General features: G+C 59.8%; 19 protein-coding genes and 1 pseudogene. 7 read left to right on the top strand and 13 right to left on the bottom strand.

Annotated elements, in window-relative coordinates; all coding sequences use genetic code 11:
- Positions 1-203: 203 nt before the first annotated feature.
- The 6 genes from ACTRWG_RS20475 to ubiT all read right to left on the bottom strand — a co-directional run bounded on the left by ACTRWG_RS20475 (position 204) and on the right by ubiT (position 7560).
- Positions 204-1562, bottom strand: a complete 1359-nt coding sequence (locus ACTRWG_RS20475; RefSeq protein ID WP_051357612.1) for a calcium-binding protein — start codon at positions 1560-1562, stop codon at positions 204-206.
- Positions 1563-2323: 761 nt separating this feature from the next.
- Positions 2324-3763: an IS1182 family transposase gene (locus ACTRWG_RS20470; RefSeq protein WP_027233560.1), complete on the bottom strand. Its 1440-nt coding sequence runs from the start codon at positions 3761-3763 to the stop codon at positions 2324-2326.
- 225 nt (positions 3764-3988) lie between these two features.
- On the bottom strand, positions 3989-5197 hold the full coding sequence (locus ACTRWG_RS20465; RefSeq protein ID WP_027233562.1) for an NnrS family protein: 1209 nt from the start codon (positions 5195-5197) through the stop codon (positions 3989-3991).
- Positions 5194-6099 carry a ubiquinone anaerobic biosynthesis protein UbiV gene (gene ubiV / locus ACTRWG_RS20460; RefSeq protein WP_027233563.1) on the bottom strand — a complete coding sequence of 302 codons (906 nt, stop codon included), beginning with the start codon at positions 6097-6099 and terminating at the stop codon, positions 5194-5196. Before ubiV ends, ACTRWG_RS20465 begins: the two co-directional genes overlap by 4 nt.
- 4 nt (positions 6100-6103) lie before the next feature.
- Complete coding sequence (ubiU, locus tag ACTRWG_RS20455; protein WP_027233564.1) at positions 6104-7081, bottom strand: ubiquinone anaerobic biosynthesis protein UbiU; 978 nt, start codon at positions 7079-7081, stop codon at positions 6104-6106.
- Positions 7081-7560, bottom strand: a complete 480-nt coding sequence (gene ubiT / locus ACTRWG_RS20450; RefSeq protein ID WP_245597301.1) for a ubiquinone anaerobic biosynthesis accessory factor UbiT — start codon at positions 7558-7560, stop codon at positions 7081-7083. Before ubiT ends, ubiU begins: the two co-directional genes overlap by 1 nt.
- A 199-nt stretch (positions 7561-7759) precedes the next feature.
- On the opposite strand from ubiT, the gene ACTRWG_RS20445 reads away from it, so the two are divergent.
- Together ACTRWG_RS20445 and ACTRWG_RS20440 are read left to right on the top strand one after the other, a co-directional pair.
- Positions 7760-9268, top strand: coding sequence for a UbiD family decarboxylase (locus ACTRWG_RS20445; RefSeq protein WP_027233566.1), 1509 nt, complete (start codon positions 7760-7762; stop codon positions 9266-9268).
- On the top strand, positions 9265-9843 hold the full coding sequence (locus ACTRWG_RS20440) for a UbiX family flavin prenyltransferase (protein WP_027233567.1): 579 nt from the start codon (positions 9265-9267) through the stop codon (positions 9841-9843). Before ACTRWG_RS20445 ends, ACTRWG_RS20440 begins: the two co-directional genes overlap by 4 nt.
- 21 nt (positions 9844-9864) lie before the next feature.
- Here the strand turns inward: ACTRWG_RS20440 and ACTRWG_RS20435 are convergent.
- Positions 9865-9948 (bottom strand): annotated as a pseudogene (locus tag ACTRWG_RS20435) (transposase); the annotation flags it as partial.
- Positions 9949-10257: 309 nt separating this feature from the next.
- Between ACTRWG_RS20435 and ACTRWG_RS20430 the strand changes: the two are divergent.
- From ACTRWG_RS20430 to ACTRWG_RS20420, 3 genes are all read left to right on the top strand, one after another.
- A complete protein-coding gene (locus ACTRWG_RS20430) occupies positions 10258-10410 on the top strand; it encodes a hypothetical protein (protein ID WP_154667598.1) in 153 nt (50 codons plus the stop codon).
- 107 nt (positions 10411-10517) lie between these two features.
- Positions 10518-10832: a transposase gene (locus ACTRWG_RS20425; protein WP_084299294.1), complete on the top strand. Its 315-nt coding sequence runs from the start codon at positions 10518-10520 to the stop codon at positions 10830-10832.
- A 63-nt stretch (positions 10833-10895) separates the two neighbouring features.
- On the top strand, positions 10896-11189 hold the full coding sequence (locus ACTRWG_RS20420; protein ID WP_027233568.1) for a transposase: 294 nt from the start codon (positions 10896-10898) through the stop codon (positions 11187-11189).
- A gap of 490 nt (positions 11190-11679) precedes the next feature.
- Here ACTRWG_RS20420 and ACTRWG_RS20415 read toward each other — a convergent pair whose 3' ends face one another.
- The gene (locus tag ACTRWG_RS20415) at positions 11680-12366 is read right to left on the bottom strand and encodes a Crp/Fnr family transcriptional regulator (protein WP_084299296.1); all 687 of its coding nucleotides are present in this window, start codon (positions 12364-12366) and stop codon (positions 11680-11682) included.
- A 389-nt stretch (positions 12367-12755) separates the two neighbouring features.
- Positions 12756-13196, bottom strand: a complete 441-nt coding sequence (locus ACTRWG_RS20410) for an HIT family protein (protein WP_027233571.1) — start codon at positions 13194-13196, stop codon at positions 12756-12758.
- Positions 13197-13659: 463 nt separating this feature from the next.
- Between ACTRWG_RS20410 and ACTRWG_RS20405 the strand changes: the two genes are divergently transcribed.
- Positions 13660-14808: an HPP family protein gene (locus ACTRWG_RS20405; RefSeq protein ID WP_036796619.1), complete on the top strand. Its 1149-nt coding sequence runs from the start codon at positions 13660-13662 to the stop codon at positions 14806-14808.
- 171 nt (positions 14809-14979) lie between these two features.
- On the opposite strand, the gene ACTRWG_RS20400 is transcribed toward ACTRWG_RS20405, so the two are convergent.
- The 3 genes from ACTRWG_RS20400 to ACTRWG_RS20390 form a co-directional block, all read right to left on the bottom strand.
- Positions 14980-15378: a hypothetical protein gene (locus ACTRWG_RS20400; protein ID WP_154667599.1), complete on the bottom strand. Its 399-nt coding sequence runs from the start codon at positions 15376-15378 to the stop codon at positions 14980-14982.
- Positions 15379-15584: 206 nt separating this feature from the next.
- A complete protein-coding gene (locus ACTRWG_RS20395) occupies positions 15585-16286 on the bottom strand; it encodes a 5-formyltetrahydrofolate cyclo-ligase (protein ID WP_036796623.1) in 702 nt (233 codons plus the stop codon).
- Complete coding sequence (locus ACTRWG_RS20390) at positions 16283-17323, bottom strand: nitronate monooxygenase (RefSeq protein WP_051357614.1); 1041 nt, start codon at positions 17321-17323, stop codon at positions 16283-16285. Before ACTRWG_RS20390 ends, ACTRWG_RS20395 begins: the two co-directional genes overlap by 4 nt.
- A gap of 238 nt (positions 17324-17561) precedes the next feature.
- Between ACTRWG_RS20390 and ACTRWG_RS20385 the strand changes: the two genes are divergently transcribed.
- A complete protein-coding gene (locus ACTRWG_RS20385; protein WP_027233574.1) occupies positions 17562-17978 on the top strand; it encodes an RrF2 family transcriptional regulator in 417 nt (138 codons plus the stop codon).
- A 685-nt stretch (positions 17979-18663) separates the two neighbouring features.
- On the opposite strand, the gene ACTRWG_RS20380 is transcribed toward ACTRWG_RS20385, so the two are convergent.
- A partial coding sequence (locus tag ACTRWG_RS20380) for a biotin/lipoyl-containing protein (protein WP_462829860.1) occupies positions 18664-19286 on the bottom strand: 623 nt, incomplete at its 5' end.

The following is a 19286-nucleotide window of genomic DNA, read 5'->3' as shown; positions in this document are numbered from 1 at the left end:
TGACCGCATGACGGGCGCGGAGCAGGCCGCATTCAGCCGGGTGCAAATAAGTTGGCAATGCCTTTTTGCTATGTCGACGGGCATCCGAGCCGCTCGGCATCCTTTGCGGCGACGGTTTTGCTTTCCATAAACCGGAACGACACCGGTTTGAAGCCCCGGAAAGGGGCGGCCCCCAAGATCGCGGGAGCCGCACGCAGCACGGGTCAGAAAATGAAATCGTTGCCCGACAGGTCAGCTATGCCGATCCCGTCCAGCGTGATCGTGTTGCCGTTGTTGTCGCTGATCACAGCATCGCCATCGCCGTTTTCGGACAGGTGGTTGTTCTTCAGATCGCGGAAGGACTTGATGCTGCTGACACCGTCCAGATCAATCTTTTCCTTGCGGCCCTTCGTCTGGAAATCGGACACGGTATCGTCGCCGAAGGCGCCCTTGAAAATGAACCGGTCGGCGCCGCCATCTCCAAACAGTTCGTCGTTGCCGCTGTCGCCGTTGATTTTATCACGGCCGGCGCCGCCCAGGATAAGGTCGTCGCCGCCTTTGCCGGACAGGGTGTCATTGCCGCCTTCGCCCATCAGGCGGTTGCCGCCGCCATTGCCTGTGAGCTTATCCCCGCTGTCGGAACCGCGCGCGCGTTCGATGCTTCTCAGCGTGTCTCGGTCGCCGAAACCGTCGATGGCAAAGCCTTTGCTCAGGTTCACGGTAACCCCATCCTCGCCGCCATAGCGTTCGTCGCGGTCATAGCGGACCTCGTCCTTGCCCTTGCCGCCCTTGATGGTGTCGTTGCCTTCCAGCCCGCGGAAGTAGTTGGCTTTTCCGTTGCCGGTCAGCTTATCGTCATGGGCCGAGCCGCGCAGCATCTCGATGCTTTTCAGCGTGTCGGTCCTGCCCCAGCCGTCCGTCGCGGTGCCCTTGCCCAGATGCGCAATGACACCGCTGGGGTCCCAGGTGAACGCGACCTGGTCAAAGCCGCCGCTGCCGCCGTTGTAAGTGTCGCGCCCGTCGGAGCTGACGAAATAGTCGTCGCCGGCACCGCCGTTATAGGTGTCACGGCCCGGTGTGCCGTAGAATTCGTCGTCTTCGGTGGACCCGGTGGTGGCCAGCGACGACCACGCGATGACCTGGCCCGGCGCCAGTGCCCCGGTGGGGTCGGCGATGCCGGAGATGGTGTCGTCGAAGGCATTCCAATCCGCCGGTGAGCTCACTTGCGGCAGCGCGGCCCCGTCAATCACAAGATAAAATTCTGTGTCGGTGTTCTCGCCGGTTTCCAGGCTGACACCCAGGATCACACTTGTGCCGCCGGACCAGGTAACCCGCGTCATCAGCGTCTCGTCGGACAGGGCGTCGAAACCAAGGTTGTCCAGGTTGACGCCGCCGGCAATCGCCTGAAGGACATCGTCATTCATGTCGATATAGGCAACGCCGTCGTCGTCACGACCGATAATGGAATAGGTGAAGGTCGAGCTGGCATCCGGAACCGTCACCTGCACTTCGATGTTGCTGACCGACGATGGTTCGCCGTCCACAAAATCGACCCGCGCGCCACTGAACGTAAAAGTTGTCATAACATTGCCCCTTACCGGTATAAGCCAGCGGCCGCCGCTGGCGGAAATCAATAGCCCGACACTTGAAGGGGACTGCTGATTCCCAGCAAGGGGCAAGGTGGAAATTCTTACCGGATGGTTAACAAGTGTTGCTATTCAGTAACCGATGGGGTGGACGCCTATCACGGCATCGCAATGTGCCAATGTAGCGGTGCCGACCGTCCAAGGTCTGCCGCTATTCCATTCGCCGGAAGTGGAATAACGGTGGCCGCGAGTTGGAGCTTTAGCCAAACAGATTAAGTATGCAGCTCGGAGCACCAAATAGAAGAGACCAAGCGCCAACTGGTGAGGCGACAAACACCGCCGTCCTAGGGAAGAGACCTATGACGAGCATAAGGAAGCTGCCGATCTGGGTAACTACTCAAAGCCAGCACACGCCTCCAACATCAATCAAAATCCAGAAGATCACGCCGAGCGTCCGCTCTCAAGAGTATGGCCCAAATGCTTCGCACGCGCAGCGGAACTGGCACTGTGCCAGGTACGAACGTCGCGTTTGCGCTGAACAGCCTAGCGCGCTCGCAGCATCCAGAGAGGGCAGAGATGGCAGCAATGGGCTGAGGGTGTGTGGAAACTCGTTTGGTTTCTCGACGATGAGGATGTTTCAGTCGATTTTGTGGAGGCAGCCGGATTTTGGGTCACTTTAGCGCCTTATGCGCCGGAGAGGGCTGAATCCGCGCTCTTGTGGCGTTTTTTGCGGTACGATTTGAGCTGAGCGCCGCCCATCAGGCCGGAATGGCAGTCAAAAGCCCACGTACCCCGATCAGGGCTATCATCCGCTTGATGTTATAGGCGAGGACATGGAAGGCCATCTCGGTGCGGACGTTCTTGAGCGTTCGCATCCGGAAGTGCGTCGCTCCCATCCAGCTCTTGATTGTGCCGAACGGGTGCTCGACGGTTGAGCGGCGGAGGCCCATCAAGGCCGGGTCGCGGCTCAAACGGCCACGCATCTCGTCGACCAGATGCTCGTGTTCCCATCGGGTGATACGACGTTCCCTGCCGGTCGTGCAGCGCGCCTTGACAGGGCAGGCCTGACAGACGTTGGTCCAGTATCGCCGTACCACCAGGCCGCCTTCTTCGGTCGTGTAGCGGTATGTCAGCGCCTCACCTGCCGGGCATCGGTAGATATCCGCATCCGCGTCATAGGCAAAGTCGGCCTTCACATACATGCCCTTCTTGCGGTTGCCCGAAGTCTCGGGCCGGGGGAGGGTTGTGGTGATGCCATCCTCGTGACAGGCCAGAATTTCCCGGCCGCTGAAATAGCCCTTGTCAGCGACCGCGCTCATTTCGTCGCGTTCGAGAGCGGCCTTCGCCGCCTTGGCCATCGGTGACAGCTGTTCACGGTCATGCCCGGCATTGATCACGTCATGCGCGACAATCAGATGGGTCTCGGTATCCACTGCGGATTGGGAGTTGTAGCCTACAAAACCGCTGCCTTTGGCGCTGGTGGCCATGGAGCGGGCATCCGGATCAGTCAGGGAGATCTGCCTGTCTGGGCTCTCCCTGAGCGCCTCGCCCATGTCCACCAGGCGCTCGATCTCCTGCCGGATGCGCTCGCAACGTTGCGCCAGGTTGGCGATCTTCCCGGCCCGGGCCTCGCCCTCTTCCTGACGGTCGATCCGGACCATTTCTTCAAGGTAGCGCTCGATGCTCGCGACCAGATGGGCGGTGCGGCTGGCGATCTTGCCTTTGGTGAAGTTCTTGTCGCGATTATTCACCGCCTTGAACTTGGAGCCATCGATGGCAACACAATCCCCCTTCAGCACCCCGATCCGGCGACAGAGTTCGACGAACTGCGCACAGGTCCGCCGGATCGCCGGGCCGTTGTCGCGCCGAAAGTCGGCGATCGTCTTGTGGTCCGGGACAAGCCGACCCGTCAGCCACATCACCTCGACATTGCGCCCAGCCTCCCGCTCCAGGGCACGGCTCGAAGGGACGCGGTTCAGATAGCCATAGATGAACAGCTTCAGCAGGACCGATGGGTGATAGCCGGGCCGTCCTGTCTGCGCCGGCGCCGTCCGCAGGAAACCGATCTCCCCAAGATCAATCTCGTCCACGAAGAGGTCAATCACGCGGACCGGATTATCCTCGTTTATCCAGTCTTCCAGCCGGGCCGGAAAAAGTGTCACCTGACTGCGGTCCGCACCCTCGATATATCCCGACATGCCTGCCTCCGGTCTTTGCCGAAAAGCATACAGCATCCGGAGTTTTGACACAGCCTCGGCTGTGACCGACGTGCTGCACAAGCGAGAGGCCGCGCCTAGGGCAATGACGGCAGAGGGCTCATACCGTAGGTTCGCCGCGCTGTGGACCAACAGCTGCCATTCAGAAAGATGTTTAGAGTGTCATTTCACCCGCCTAGCAATAGACCCCTTTCCGGTGAAACCATTTCAAGGCTGCCTGAAGCTACGGCCGCTTAGAGCAGGTCGGCGAACCGGGCCAATGAGGGAAGGCAGGAAACCTAAAGTAAATGCAATCCAGCCGACGCACCAAAGCATACCCGCAGCAGCAATCAACCCGTCCGCAAATGTCGGCGAGAGCGGAACAGCCAGCCGGATCCAGACTGTGAGCCAGATCAGAATAGCTCCGGTGGTAAACCCCTTGCCTGCGCGCATGATACCGTCGCTGGAATGGGCGCTGGCCCGCCCGGTGATGGCCACGATCAGACCTGACATGGCGCCAATGGTGATGGAATGAAGGGCAGCGGACGAAGGGTAATCAAAAAGGCCCAGGCCGGTGGCGCCCGCGGCCATTGCGCCAAAGGGCAGCCAGAGCCAGGCCAGGTGCAGCGCTGCCAGCAGCGGGTTGCAGAGGGCAACCGCCGTTCTCCATCCCAGCGAGGACCAGAACATGGCTATGGCAGCTGCAATCAATACGGCATTTGCTGCTTCGGCAGCGCCGGCCAGCTGCAATGCAAGTACGAGCGCCAGCAGCCCCTGTGAAACAGCCCTGATCAGCGGGCGTTCCCTGACACGCACTGTTGTGCGGCCTGACAGCGCCAGCCAATTGCAGGTGAACGCAGGTATCGCCCGCGAAGCTACGCTGAACAGGAGCAGGACGAGGCCGGTCAGGACAGATTGCGCAAGGTCCAGGCTGCTCCAGACATTTCCGGCGGCGGCATTTGACAGGTAAGCAGCCTCGCTCAGTCCCAAGGCCAGAACGGCGCAGGCAAAGCCAAGTTTGCAAAATGCCCGGGCTGCGGTCAGTTCGTGCAGAAGATACCCGGCAAGGCCAAGAAAAAATGCGGCGTTCACGAATAGAATGGCGTCAAGCGGCGCTGCCGCGGATATTGCTGTCGCGGCGCGGGCCAGCAGCCAGAGCGAAACCAAAACCTTCAGGCCGGGGCCGCGCAAAGGCGGTCGCCCAGTCCAGCCTGGCAGCGCCGTCAGCAGGTAGCCGGCAATGGCAGCGGAGGCAAAACCAAAGAGAAGCTCATGAACATGCCACAAAACCGCTGGCTGCAATCCCGGCTCCGGCAATCCCAGCTGCACGCCCAGTGGCCACCAAACGACAGAAAGGAGGGCACACAGAAACCCAAAAAGGAACAGCGGACGGTATGGAGCGTCCCAAAAGACGCTGTAGTCCCCGCGCTTGATCATGGTGACATTGGAGCACCAGTCCAGAACACGCCACTAGGACCGGTTAGGAACCCGTCGCTCAGGCGCGTATGCGGAGATGCTTCCTGCAATTCCGCGGCAATGGCGCCAGTTGGCACTGTGCCATTCAACCGGTCGCGGTAGACTTGGCACAGCCGGATGAAGCCCTGGGACTGCGGCGACAGGCGCAGGGCAGACACCCCGGCTTCGGTCAGTGCCTCAATCTGGTAGTCGGCGCAGGCATAGCTGTGCGACAGGGTCTGCACCCCGTTCATCGCCATGAAGGGCTGATCTTCCAGCGTCCGCACCTCCAGCCCGTCCGGGTCATTCTCGCAAGCAAATTGGCAGTTGTCCTTGGCCCGCTTGTGCAGCCGGGCATGATAGCAGCGCCCCGAGATCGCCAGCGGCAGCCGCCCGTGGCCCCAAACCTCAATGGCAACGCCCAGCTCCTTGCTTGCGCGGGTGAGTGTCTTGACCGACGCAAGCGGCAGCTCCGGCGGCAGGCAGACACGCGTGGCCCCCAGCGATGCCAGCCAGGCCAAAGTGCCCTCGTTGTAGACATTGACCAGCGGCCCCACATGAAAGCCCATGCCCTTGGGCAAATGCGCCAGCGCCGTCAGGTCGTTGATTTCAACCGTCACTCCCATTGCGGCAAGGTCCGCCGTCAGATTGCGCTCGCGCTTGAGGGTGACAAGGGCGAGGCTGGTCAGCACCACCTCCTTGCCCGCTTCCGCCAGCAGAGCAAGCGCCTCGGGGATGCGGTCCTGGTAGAAGGGCAGGCGTTTGGAGCAAACCAGCTCGCCCAGAACGACGCGGTCAACAGGAGCCTCGGCCAAAGCGACATAAAACGCGCTCCAGTTTTCGGCCGGCCAGAAGAATTGGTTCGGCCCGACGGTCAGTTCCATTCTGTTATCTCCAGGTTTTCTTGTAGGCGCCTGTGGTCATCGCCTGACCTTCCGACAGCCGCGCCAGCATGCCGTGCGGCAGCGGCTTGCCTGCCTCCAGCGCATCAACCGAAGCGCGGAAGTTGCGCACGACCTGCGCCACGTAGGACTTCGAGCGCTGACGCCCTTCGATTTTCAGCGCGGTGACACCGGCCTTTCGCAGCTGCGGGATAAGCTGCTCGGCATTGAGGCTGACAGGATCTTCGAACAGGTGGCCGGTCTGGCTGCCGGCGGAGAAGCAGCCTTTGCACAGGGTCGGGTAGGGCGCGGGTTCGTCCTTGGCCACGCGATGGATGGTAAATCCGCCGAGCTTTGCATCCAGGGCGCCATCGTCGTCGCGGTACTCCACATGGCTGGCGGGGGAGCAGACGCCGTTCATGTTGGGCGACAGCCCGGTTGCATAAGACGAGAGCGAACAGCGCCCCTCGGCCATCACACACAGCCCGCCAAAGACAAAGACTTCGGTTTCCACTTCCGTTTCTGCATTGATGGCCGCGATTTCCGGCACCGACAAAACCCGCGGCAGCACCACCCGTTTCACGCCGAAAGTGCTGGCGTAGAAATTAATAATGTCGGCATTGGCGGCCGCAGCCTGGACCGAAAGGTGCAGGCGCAGGCCGGGGTTGATGCGCGCCGCGTAATCCAGCAAGCCGGGGTCCGCCAGTATCACAGCATCCGCGCCTGATAGTGCAGCGTCGTCAATGGCGCGGTGCCAGAGCGACTGGCCGCCTGCGCGGGGAAAGGTGTTGATCGCCACCAGCACCTTGGCGCCGTGGCCATGGGCAAAAGCCACGCCTTCGCGCATCTCCGCGCGGTCAAAGTTGAGGCCCGGGAAATTGCGGGCGTTGGTTTCGTCGTTAAAGCCGCAATAGACAGTATGCGCCCCGGCCTTGACGGCGGCACGCAGGGCCGCGGGAGTTCCTGCGGGGCAAACGATTTCCATTACCATGCCGCTTCATCCTCCGGCCGGGCGAGGGAAACTCCGGTGCGCTGCTCGGCAAAGGCAACGGCCCGCAACAGAAAGCGGGCAAACGGCCCGGACATCGCGGCGATTTCCTGCGACAGGTCCAGTTCTGCATCGTCCACCGCGTTGCGTAGCGCCAGCGCCGCGGCAGTATCGCCTTCGATCACCAGGTCCCGGGAGAAGAACAGTGCATCTCCGTCATAGGCCCCATGCACCAGCCCTATAAGCGCAGCAAGCGGGCCGGAAATCCGGGCATCGCCGTCGCAATTTCCGCGCACTGCGCGGACTTTCGGCTGGCCGCCATTGGCTTCAAGGCAAAGAACAATGGGCAGATCGGCAGGATCCAGGACAAACCGCTTACGGCCGTGCTCGCCCAGGCGACGGAACAGGCCCGGGTGACGCTTGGCAATCCGCCGGGAACAGGCCGTGAGAGAAAGCGATACGGGAACAAGGGGCACGACACGCAGCAGCCGCGCAAGGGCCGCCGGGCAAATTGGAATCTGTGGCTGGGCGTGTGGCAAAAATTAATCCTTTCCCGCCGGTGGCTTCATCTGCAGCGGGTGTATGGCCCCGCACGCGGCCGGAGTTTGACGGCGGACAAATTCGCGGCCCGAAACTTTGCTAGGGATCGGCGGAAATCAGCACTGGAGCGGTCCCATTCGTACTCTTCCGCCATATCCCAGCCTCCGCCATTTCCTGGATTGGTGTGCGTCTAAAGGGCAGTTGCAGAGGATTTCCGATCCGGTTTCCGTGCGCCATCAGATGACGGCGGTGCACCGCACCGTGCTGGAGGCTGGAGGCCCGGTGCTGCAATTCGACCGCCCGGGTCTGGAAAGCGGCCAGGTTTCGGGCATCCCGGTCGTGGTGAACCTGTTCGGGACCGCTGAACGCGTGGCGGCCGGGCTTGGAGTCGCACAGGACGGCCTGGATGATCTGGGAAGCTTTCTTGCGGCGCTCGGATCACCGGCGCCGCCGGATAGCCTGCGCGATGCCTTGTCCCGCTGGCCCATGCTAAAGGCAGCGCTGTCCACCCGTCCGAAGCGGGTGAAATCCGCGCCGGTTCTGGCCGTCACCCGCGAGGGGCCGGATGCCAGCCTGGAGACACTGCCGGTGCAGACCCACTGGCCCGGGGACGCCGGGCCGCTGATCACCTGGCCTGTGGTGCTCACCCGGCCGCATGGCAGCGCGCCGGAAGCAGTCAACTGCTACAATGCGGGGGTCTACCGGACCCAGGTTCTGGATCGCTCGCGGCTGATCATGCGCTGGCTCCCGCACCGCGGCGGCGCTGCACATCACCGCAGCTGGGCGGGAAATGGCGAACCAATGCCGGTTGCCGTGGTTCTGGGGGCAGACCCGGCCACACTGCTGTCCGCGGCGCTGCCCTTGCCGGAAACCGTGTCGGAGCTGACCTTTGCCGGTGCCCTCAGCGGCGTGCGCCCGCGCCTGGTACCCTGCAAGACCATCCCGCTGATGGTGCCCGCCGACGCCGAAATCGTGGTGGAGGGATGGGTGTCAGCCGCGGAAACCGTGCCCGAAGGCCCCTTCGGCGATCACACGGGCTATTACAACCCGGCCGAGCCCTTTCCCGTTATGCGAGTCAGTGCGGTGACCCATAGAGAGAACCCTCTATACCTGTCGACCTATACCGGGCGGCCGCCGGATGAGCCTGCCATCATCGGCGAGGTCTTCAACCGGCTGGCCCTGCCAACGGTCCGGGTGCAGATCCCGGAGATCCGCGACCTGTGGCTGCCTCCTGCTGCCTGTTCCTACCGCATCGCCATTGTCAGTATCGACAAACGCTACCCCGGACAGGCCCGCCGGGTGATGATGGCGCTGTGGGGGATGCTGCCGCAGTTCAGCTATACCAAGATGATGATCACCGTGGACGCCGATGTTGACCCGCGGAACTGGGATGACATCGCTTGGGTGCTGGCCACACGCATGGACCCGAGCCGCGATGTCATGATATTGGAGAATACCCCGATGGATTACTTGGACTTCGCCTCGCCCCAGCCGGGGCTGGCAGGCAAGATCGGCATCGACGCCACAACGAAGATCGGCAGCGAGACTGCCCGCGACTGGGGGCAGGTCATGCAAGCGGATGCAAAAGATCAAGCTTTTGCAGAGGATATAGTGTCCCGGCTGATGCCGGAGCTGATGACATGAGCAAGCATCGGGTTGTGCTGGGGGTCTCGGGTGCCTCCGGGGCCGCGCTAAGCCTGGCGGCCGCACGGCATCTGCTGCAGCTGGGGGCCGAAATTGATCTGGTCACCAGCGCCGCAGCGGAGCGGACCTTGGTCCATGAATGCGGACCGGAAGCCGTGGAAACCCTGAGAAGCATTGCTGCACGCTGCCATCCTGTGCACGATATCGGTGCCGCCATCGCCTCTGGCTCGGTGCCGGTGTCGGGGATGATAGTAGCACCGTGTTCCATGCGCTCCTTGGCTGCCATCGCGCATGGGTTTGACGACAACCTTCTGACCCGGGCAGCGGGTGTGCAGCTGAAAGAGCGCAGGCGCCTAGTCCTTCTGACAAGGGAAACACCGCTGACTTTGGCGCATCTTCGAAACATGGCAGCAGTGACCGAAATGGGTGCCATCGTGATGCCGCCAGTTCCTGCATTCTATCTTGCGCACACAACGTTGACGGATATTGCCAACCAGGTTGCCGCCCGTGCGGTTGACCTGTTGACTGTATCCCCTCCTCGAGCGCAACCTTGGTCACCCGGGCCTGAAGGCTAGCTAGCTACCGCTAACTTTGGTCTGCTTGCCTCCGGTTGAATGCTGCTGTGGCACCAAACCCAACCATGCTGCAACGTCCCGTGCTGTTCTAAAGCGCGCCGGGTCATCGCGCACGCAAAAGCTTGAGTAACCGGATTGAAGGATGCCACGGGCCAACCCGAAAACACAAGAAGCTGATGGGGCAGTTTAAATCTCCCACGCAGGCCTAGAGGTTTCTGGCAGCCCTCGACCAGATGAACACCGTCTTTCGTCCCCGCCGCTATCAACTTTCCGCCGTCTCGTACCGTCATGCAGAGCAGATGCTTTGGACCTCTTGAACAGCTATGCTGCCGAAATGACCGCCTGAAAGGCCGAGGCCTGACCCTTCTCAATCACGCCCAAACGACTTGGCAATCCCGATTAAAGAGTACACCCATGAACAAAAACGAAATCCAGCTTCTAAATAGTTTGGCGAACACATTGCTTGGTATGACAACTGACCCGCGCATTCCTTCGGATGCGAAGCGTATACTTAAAGAGCAAGCTGTTCGCGTCTACCAAATAACTGAAAACCAGTTGAAAGAATGACAGTATCTCCGAAAACCTCGGGCTGACCGGCTTGTCATGTGGTGCCGTGTTGTGTGGATCGGTTTGCCGGCGTAGCTGGTCGTTTGATTTGACAGCGGGATGCCGGGGTGCCTTTCAAGTTCCACACGTCGCGGCGGGATAAATTTGCGAAGGCAAAGTGCCGGGTAACAAACTGGGCCGAATACAACGAGGCCCTGCGACTGCGTGGTAACGTAACGGTCTGGTTCAGCGAGGAAGCAGTGTGTGGATGGTGCGCAGCGCGTTCTGGAAAGCGGAGCGGTCAGCGGCAATATTCTGATGTGGCGATTGAGACCTGCCTTGCCCTGCGCCTTGTGTTCGGTCTGCCGCTTCGGCAAACCCAGAGGTTCGCGCCGATCAAGCGGCCAGCCACGGGCCCGATGTCTCTCACTGTCGATAGTTGAAGTAGTCCCAGGAAACCGGACAGTTGGCTAAGGTGTATCCCAAACCTTTGAAGGGATACGAAAATGGCGATGCACCGAAACTTTATAGATCAGTTTAGGGCCAAGGTTGCGCTCGAGGCGCTGCGTGGTGACAAGATCGTTCAGGAGATCGCGGCGAAGCATCAACTGCATCCGAACCAGGTCAGTACCTGGAACCGGCAGGCCATTGCTGGGATGGCGGACGTGTTCTCCGATGGCAAGCAAAGCGTTCCGACGAAGGCAGAGGTCAAAGAACTGCAAACCAAAATCGGGAGGTTGGCAGTCGAGAATGATGCCCTCCAATCCTCCCGCCAAGCCCAGACATCAGCACCGCGCTGACACCTGAATTTTACAGGCGGTTTGAATGGCCGTTGTCCGGTTGCGTGTTCTTTGGGAAGCGCCGCAGATGGGTTGGGCAGGTTCGAGCCCATACCGGAAATGCTGAAAATTTGCTGCGTACGCACGCTGCGCACCGGTACGCAGCATCGCCGAATTTCTCCCGCTGCACCGCCGAAGGAAATGCGGTTGTACCGGCAGCCTATGACCTGAGCCCCTGGATCTCTTCCCGTTTTGTGTAGAGCCCGCCCAACCAATGGACGGACAAAAAAAGACGAGATTCACCGACGAGCAGATCATTCAGATGATTAAGGAGCAGGGGGAGGTCTTTGAAAAGTGGACGGAGCGGCCAACTCAGGGTTCGCCATCGTAGTCAAACGCTGCAGTACAGATTCACTAGCCCGGTCATTAGCACGGCGCGGAAACTAATATGATGATCGATTTTCACCTGAGGTGATGTTCAATAATTCATTTCTGATGAGTAGGTAAGTTTCTAGGAAATAATCCCACCGTCGCTGTCGTCTCCAGTCATTGAAAACAGAGCCTGGTAGTCCTTGATCAAAACGTATTGGGACCGCAGAATTTCCAGCACACCCTCTTCCTGAAGTTGATGAAGCTGACGGCTGATTGTGGCGGCGGAGAGACCCAGAAAGTTGGCAATTTGGTGGCGTTTGAGCAGCAGGTCCAGCTCTGGAAAGTTGAGATTTTGAAGGCGGTCTGCCATTTGGCGCCGGCGTCGTGTTAGCAGAACCAGATAGCTTGCAACTCTCTCGCGAGCAGTTTTTCTCCCAAGCAAGACCATCCACTTACGAGCGCGCTCGAGTTCTTCAAACTTTCTTTCGAGAAGGTGCCTTGCCAACTCGGGTTCCTGATCGGAAAAGTGCTCAAAATCTTTGACACACAGACAGCAGAGTTCGACTGGGCCCACTGCAACGACCGTATGAGATGCCTGTCTGCGACCTGGGCTTCCCAAAACGTCCGATGGAAAGAGCAACCCTACTATCTGAGACCTGCCATCTTGAAGGCTGCTTTTGATGCAAGCGTGACCCTGAACAATAGTTGCAACGAAAGGCATTTCACGGCCTTTCAAAATCACCGTTTCTCCGTCGCTGAAGCGGCGGTGCCTCTTATCACTTGGCCAGTGACAACCTTGGGGTTGGATATTTACATGCTGAGGCATCGCACAATGTTTGGCAATCTGATTAACAAAATAAGGCAGGTCCGAAACTAGCGGCACCGTCAAAGGAACATCTTTTCCGTATCTAAACAGCTACTAGTTGAGTTGACACTAAGATAGTGTCGCGCGCAATTTCAACCCTTTCCTGACACCCTGCCAACATCCTTTCGATGCTGCCTTTCGCTGTATGAAAGGCTCCTCCACCAGATGGTTAGACCCCTTTAGGGTTCAGGATAAATGTCGACTTCCAAAGCCGAGCCATACCATATTGGCTGTTGCAATCTCTTCCTGCACTCCATGAAATGGAGCCCTCGTGTCGTCACTCGGGCTTGTTCATGCCAATCATGGTTCAGGTAGCCCACCGCCGCCAAGCTGCGGCTGGTGTCCTCCATTCAGCAAGCTTCTGCCAGGCGGGCGCGGATGCGGTCGGCCGTAAGGGCAAGCGCCGCACCGCCGGGGCTCGGGGGCAAAGAAAATTCATCGAAGCCGTCATCGAGATACCGCGCCGAGGTTACATCATGGCGGTGAAACATAGGCACAACATGGGCATGGGCGTGCGGCACGTGGATGCCGGTGTAGAAGAACGAAACGCGCTCAGCGCCCCATTCGCGTTTCATCGCGCGTGCCAACCGCTGACCCGCAGACATGATCCGTAATGCGGTGGGTTCGGGCAGGTCCTCGAACCAGGGATGGTGCTGCTTGGGAATGATCAGGGCGTGGCCTTCGCGGATCGGGTGAAGATCGAGAAACGCAAGCACGAGGTCATCCTCGATGAGCTTGTGTGCGGGCACTTCCGCACGGGCAATCTGGCAAAAGATGCAGGTATCGGTCATTCAAGTCCCCATTCAGCAGCGTCATGCCCGGGCCACGCTACAGCGTCTGGCGCCCGCCGCAAGACAATGCTGAAACGGCTAGGAATTGGCTGACGCTGTACCGTATGTCCGAGGTCGGCCGTGATCCCGCAGCATCACCCATGGGTGCAGCCGCCTGCGGACCGGCAGCTTTCAAATGGCGACCCTGATGCTTCGCCCTCTGAGCAGCTCTGCGATCGCTTCGGGTTCAGACGGTTGCTTCGGGCTGCCTGCCTTCTTCACACCAAGCCTAGCGACCGTATGGGCTTTTGTAGGGGCATGATGCAAGTGCTGCATCTCGGCAAGGCGCCGGCGCCAGGCAGGCCGCCGCTCGCGACCAGCAGGGACGGCCGGCGACCACTGCAGCGGCATCTCAGTTGAATGACAGGTTGAACCTTTAACAAACTGATGAAATTTTGCGCATATCTCATTCGGAGGCGCGCATTTGCTCAATCTGAAATCACTTGGCCCCGCTGTTGCCCGCGTCTCAGGCGTTGAAGCCATACGTGCCGGGTTTGGTGCCCTCATCGGTTTGGGGTTAACCGGGTTTTTTCTTTTGTCTCCTCAAATCGACCCAGAATTGGGCCTCTATCTCGTGGCTCCATTCGGGGCGTCCTCCGTCCTCCTTTTCGCGGTACCAAACAGCCCTCTGGCGCAACCTTGGTCGGCGATTATCGGCAATACCGTTGCTGCCTTAGTGGGCGTGGCCGTCTGCCTTCTGGTGGCGGATCAGACGCTTCGGATCGCCCTGGCGGTGGGCCTTGCGATCACCGCAACCATCCTGTGCCGCGCCGTTCATCCTCCGGCAGGAGCGGTCGCGATGACTGCAGCCATGTCCCCGGACGCCATCGCACAACTGGGTTTCTGGTTCGCGCTTGCACCCATAGCTGTCGGAACGGCAACTCTAGTAGTGCTTGCAACCCTCTATGCAAGGCTCACCGGGCGGCACTACCCGTTCCGGCAATTCGATGATCCTAGTAAGCATGCAACAGGAGACCGCAACCCGACAGAACGGCTCGGACTCTCCGAGCAAGAGCTGACTGGTATCCTTGAACGTTACAGCCAGTCCTTCAATCTCGGCGCCGAGGATCTCGCGCGGCTGATCGGCGCAGCAGAACTTCAGGCCGCAGCTCAGTCTTCTGGCCCCCTGACTGCACAGGATATCATGTCCCGTAGCCTCATCACCGTCGGCTTGAAAACCTCCCTCGGCGAGATCGCGGACTTGTTTCAACAGCATCGGTTTACATCATTGCCTGTCGTGGGGGCCGATGAGGCGTTCAAAGGGGTCATTTTCCAGATGCATCTCATCAACCAGGCTCGGTCCGACGCGCTGCGCCTGAAGCGAGGCTATTGGGCTGCGCTGCGGCGCCTTCTGGACCGTGAATGGCAAAAGCAGATGACTGCGGGGGACATAATGAGCGCAGCTGTACCCCGCGCTACCACCAACACTCCGATTGGTGTGCTGCTCCCAATGATGGCGGACGGGGACACCGATGCTGTCCCCGTGCTCGAATATGGAAAAATCGTCGGCATTGTCACTCGGACGGACCTGATTGCCGCAATCGCCAGAAATGCGGCGCGCGGTCGAGGGTGATCCTCAATCCTCCAGCAGGCAGTTATGTAACTGATTGGCATCGGCGAATGTCGGATTGGTCCGCACCGCGTGAACTTTTCAGGGCGCAAACCTAGAAGTTGCAGCCAATTTTCACTTTGTCCCGCATAGAGTGAGTTCGTGACGGATGTGACTAAGGTCAGCTAGGGCCTGTCACTGATCCCGGCCAGACTTCCGGCATTCTAATTCCGCAAGCTCTGCGAATTGGTCGGCGGCAGCGTTCCATTGAGTGGAAGGTACTTTCGGCCAGCCGTATGCCTCTTGAATTAGTTGCTGGGCAATAAGCACACGTTCCGGGCTTCCAACGGCAATCATCTGACTCTGCATTTCGACTGGCATGTATTGCCGAGTGAACATCACTGTATCTGCCAGCTCTCTGACCTCCTCACAGGATGAGGCGGCGAATACCGCTGCAGGTGAAATGAGACATGCGATAAGTGAAACAACGCGGAACATCACGCTCTCCTTTGGATCGTTGAAGGGAAGCAGGGCAATTGCGCCAGTGCGGCCATGTCCTTGACGGACAGCTTCGGCAAAAGCTGAAATCGCCATTCCCTTAATCGGTATTTTAAATACCTATTTGTGCGATGGGCTTAAGTCAAGCCTCAGATGGCGGCAGGTCGCTCAAAACAATAGCAGTGAAGTCAGCCCGCCAATTGTGAGTGCGCTTCGAACGAGATCCATCTGTCTGCGTAGGCAACATTCCGGTCCCAGGGTTTCAGCCAGCCGTCTGGCACCAATCCGCGTGCTGGCGTTCGTTACGCACCTACTTTTGCGTACCTTTCGCCGCCTTCAGTCAGGATAGCATCCAAAGGAATGTCGTGCGGTTGCGGGAAGATTGTAGGAAGCTGTGCGCTTTCCAAACCAATGCCAATTGAATAGGGGCGCGGCAACAATGCAGCGAGGGTCCGGTCGAAATATCCGCCACCATAACCCAGCCGGAAACCTCCAGAAGCCCAGCCCACCAGCGGCGCAAGGACAATTCCGGGAATGAGCTCGGGCGAACTGGGCGGTGGAACCGGTATGCTCCAGTCGCCGCGCACCAGCTGAGTATCTGGTGTCCACAGCCGGAAAACCAGCGGCGCAGCCTTGGTCTCGACAATCGGCAGGGCAATGGCGGCGCCCTGTGCGTGCATCTCTGCCATTAGGGGGCGCAGATCGGGTTCGCCCTTGATCGGCCAGTAGAAGGAGATAACACGCCCGTTTGCGCCGGAGAACCGGTTCCGGATCAATTCGCGCAGATGTCCGGCCAGCGCTTCTCCAACGGACTGACGGATAGCAACCGGCAATGCCAAGCGCTCCGCCCGCAGCCGGTTCCGTTCTGCCTTGCGCCAGCGGGCAACGTCAGCAGTCTGCTGCGGAGAAACCGCCTGCGGGTCGTAATGTCCGGCCTCCGCAGCCATGCAGGGTGAGGAAGCGTATCGTTTCTGATCGGGCGGGCCATCAGAACTTCGGCTCATAGTCCTGCTCCGCTGCGGTGCGAAAGGGAGTATCCGAGAATCTGCTCTGCTTCGTTGACAATATCCCCGATACGGCTTGCTGCCGGTACAATCCGGCTGATGGCCCCCGCGCCTTGTCCTGCAAACAGAGCCATTGCCTCAAGGTCTCCAGTTGTTGTCCGCAGAGGAGAATCCGTGCTGAACCGCAGGCGCGGCTGGGATCCGTCCCAGGCGATCGCCTCGCGCGGCAGGGCATCCGGATCGTGGCCCAAGTAGGTACCGCCGAGTGCTTTGGTCACGCTGTTTTCCAGCACACGCACCGCCGCCCCCATTGGCCAGTTCAAGACGAAGACATCGGTCAGGACAGTATCGCCGCCGGTGGAGGTTGCGACGCGTTCCTTGTGGTAGGGGTGAGCAAAGGATTCATCTGTGGCTAGGAAGGCGGTCCCGCATTGTATGCCGGAGGCACCAATTGACAGAAACCGGGCCAGATCTTCGCCGGAAGAAAGACCCCCTGAGGCAACCACTGGTACAGACACGGCTTCCAGAATTGCTTCGGTAAGGTCGCGGACCGGGCGGCGGCCATGGACATGACCGCCTGCCTCGATCCCTTGCGCGATGATCACATCCGCGCCGGCCGCCTCTGCCGCGCGGGCGGCCTCAACTGTGCCGACCTGGTGCAAGACGAGGCAGCCTGCCGCCTTCACCCGGAAAACGGCATCGGGCACGACATCCCAAAAGAAAGTGAAGGCCGGAACACCGAGTTCCAGGCAGCAGCTGATCTGGGCATCAAGCAATCCAGGCTCGGTGGCTGCGGGGATGACATTCACCGCAAAGGGACGGTCAGTTGCGGCCCTGAGTTTTGTGACTTCTTCGGTGATCAGGTCCGGGCTTTCGCGCACCATTCCAAGCATGCCAAAGCCGCCGGCTTGGGAGACGGCGGCAGCAAGTTCCCAGCGGGATACGCCGCCCATGCCAGCCAGGAGGACCGGGTGGTCACATCCCAGCAACTTGCAAAGCGGAGCGTGCAGTGGATTGTCAATTTTCTGGCCGCTCATTCGACTATGCTCCCTTTGGCGCAAACAGTGGAAATGGCGCCCAAGGTAAGCCGCTCCACTCAATTGCGGGCTGTTCAAATCAGTCAGCGCCGATGGTTCACCGGCGAAACCACTGCCTGCGGCACATAACACGTCCGAGTGATGTGGCGGCATAGACTTGGCTGGCCTGCTTCACTCATTGAGCCTAAGTATCTTAATTGGTACAGTAAATACTTATTATAGCCGAAGGGAACCCCGCATGCGCCTAACATCTTTCACGGACTACGGACTTCGAATGCTGATGAGGATGGCGAGCCAGCCAGAGCAAGGGTTCTCGACTGCCGATCTGGCTGAGGAGTTCGGCCTTTCCCGAAATCACCTGACGAAAATCATGCAGCGGCTGGCGCGCGCCGGAATTGTTGAAACCCGGCGCGGTGCTGGTGGCGGCGCCTTCTTGTGCATGCCTGCGAAAAACATCCGTCTTGGTGAAATTGTTGAGCTGCTCGAGCAAGGACAGGCGCTGGTTGAATGCTTTGGCGCCGACGGAGGCGATTGCACGATAGATGGACGCTGCCGCTTGAAAGCCAGGCTGCGCCAGGCTGAAGCGGTATTCCTAGAGGATCTGAATCAGACAACACTTGCGGATATCGCATTACCGACACAAAGCGCAGCCTGAGGGGGCAAGGCGGAAGGCCATGTTCTCGCCTCATGCCGTCAGGCGAAACAAATCCTGGATATGCACCAGAACCTCAGGGCCTTCACACTGGCTGTGCCTGCAAGGACGGCTGCGGAAGATCCGGTCTTCCTTGTCAACTAGGCGCGATCCCGGCGGGCGCATGCTGCAAACGCCCGCAGGTTCGCTTTTCCAAAGTCAGTAGGCGATTGCCCCCCGCCCTCCGTCCAAAGCCTTAATGCGAAGACACGAACTTGCCTATGGCGGATACTTGCCGACTCCGCCCCCCATACTCTCCAGCCCTTGCTCCCGAGAAGCGCGAACATACATGTGAACAGTCAAGTCCCCATTGACCTTCCTGTTCTCGCCGTCCGTTTCCTCTCGAAACGGACGGATTTTTTTTAGCCACCTGCGCCTTTTCCGGGGGCGATGTAATTCCAATCCACGCGTTTCCTGTCGGCCCATCTCAGGATTGCCCGGCGGGAGGATTGGCGTCGGTACAAGAATGAGAACAGACCCCACAGCGCAATCGGATACAACGTCCCGATTGCCATGCATTATCCCGATGGCGTCACCAGCCCGTCATCGTGACAGAGCCGGAAAAATCCAGCTTCTGGCGGTCCAAGGTTGGGGAGCAGCGCAACGGCACATTGACGCAAGAAGACCCAGCCCAAGCAGAGCTTGTTGCTTATTCCAGCTCAACCAGCAGGTCCTTGGCGTCGATCTGGCCGCCGGCCTGAACGTGCACGGCCTTCACCACCGCGCCGCGCTCGGTGTGGATGCCGGTTTCCATCTTCATCGCTTCGATGGTCAGCAGCAGGTCGCCTTCATGCACCTGCTGGCCTGCCTGCACCGCAACCGATGCGACAACACCCGGCATCGGCGCGCCAACGTGGTTCGGGTTGCCGGCCTGTGCCTTCGGGCGGGCTTCGGTCGAGGCTTTGACCAGACGGTTCGGCACCCGGATCACGCGGGGCTGGCCGTTCAGCTCGAAGAAGACCTTCACTTCGCCCTTCTCGTCGGTGTCGGAAATCGCCTGCAGACGTATTTCCAGGGTCTTGCCCGGGTCGATCTCGGCGGTGATCTCCTCGCCCGGCTCCATGCCATAGAAGAAGGTCCGGGTCGGCAGGGTGCGGACCGGGCCGTACTGGCGGTGGCGGCCCATGTAGTCCAGGAACACCTTGGGATACATCAGATAACCGTTCAGGTCCTCGTCATCGACCTTAAAGCCTTCCAGCTGCTTGGACGGCATTGCCAAGTTGATCACGGGGTTCCGTCGGGATAGGCGGTCATCATGAAAACCGTGGCGAC

The organism is Leisingera sp. G5_S3_59_S7 (assembly GCF_054968485.1).
This window is presented reverse-complemented; position numbering and strand designations above follow the sequence as displayed.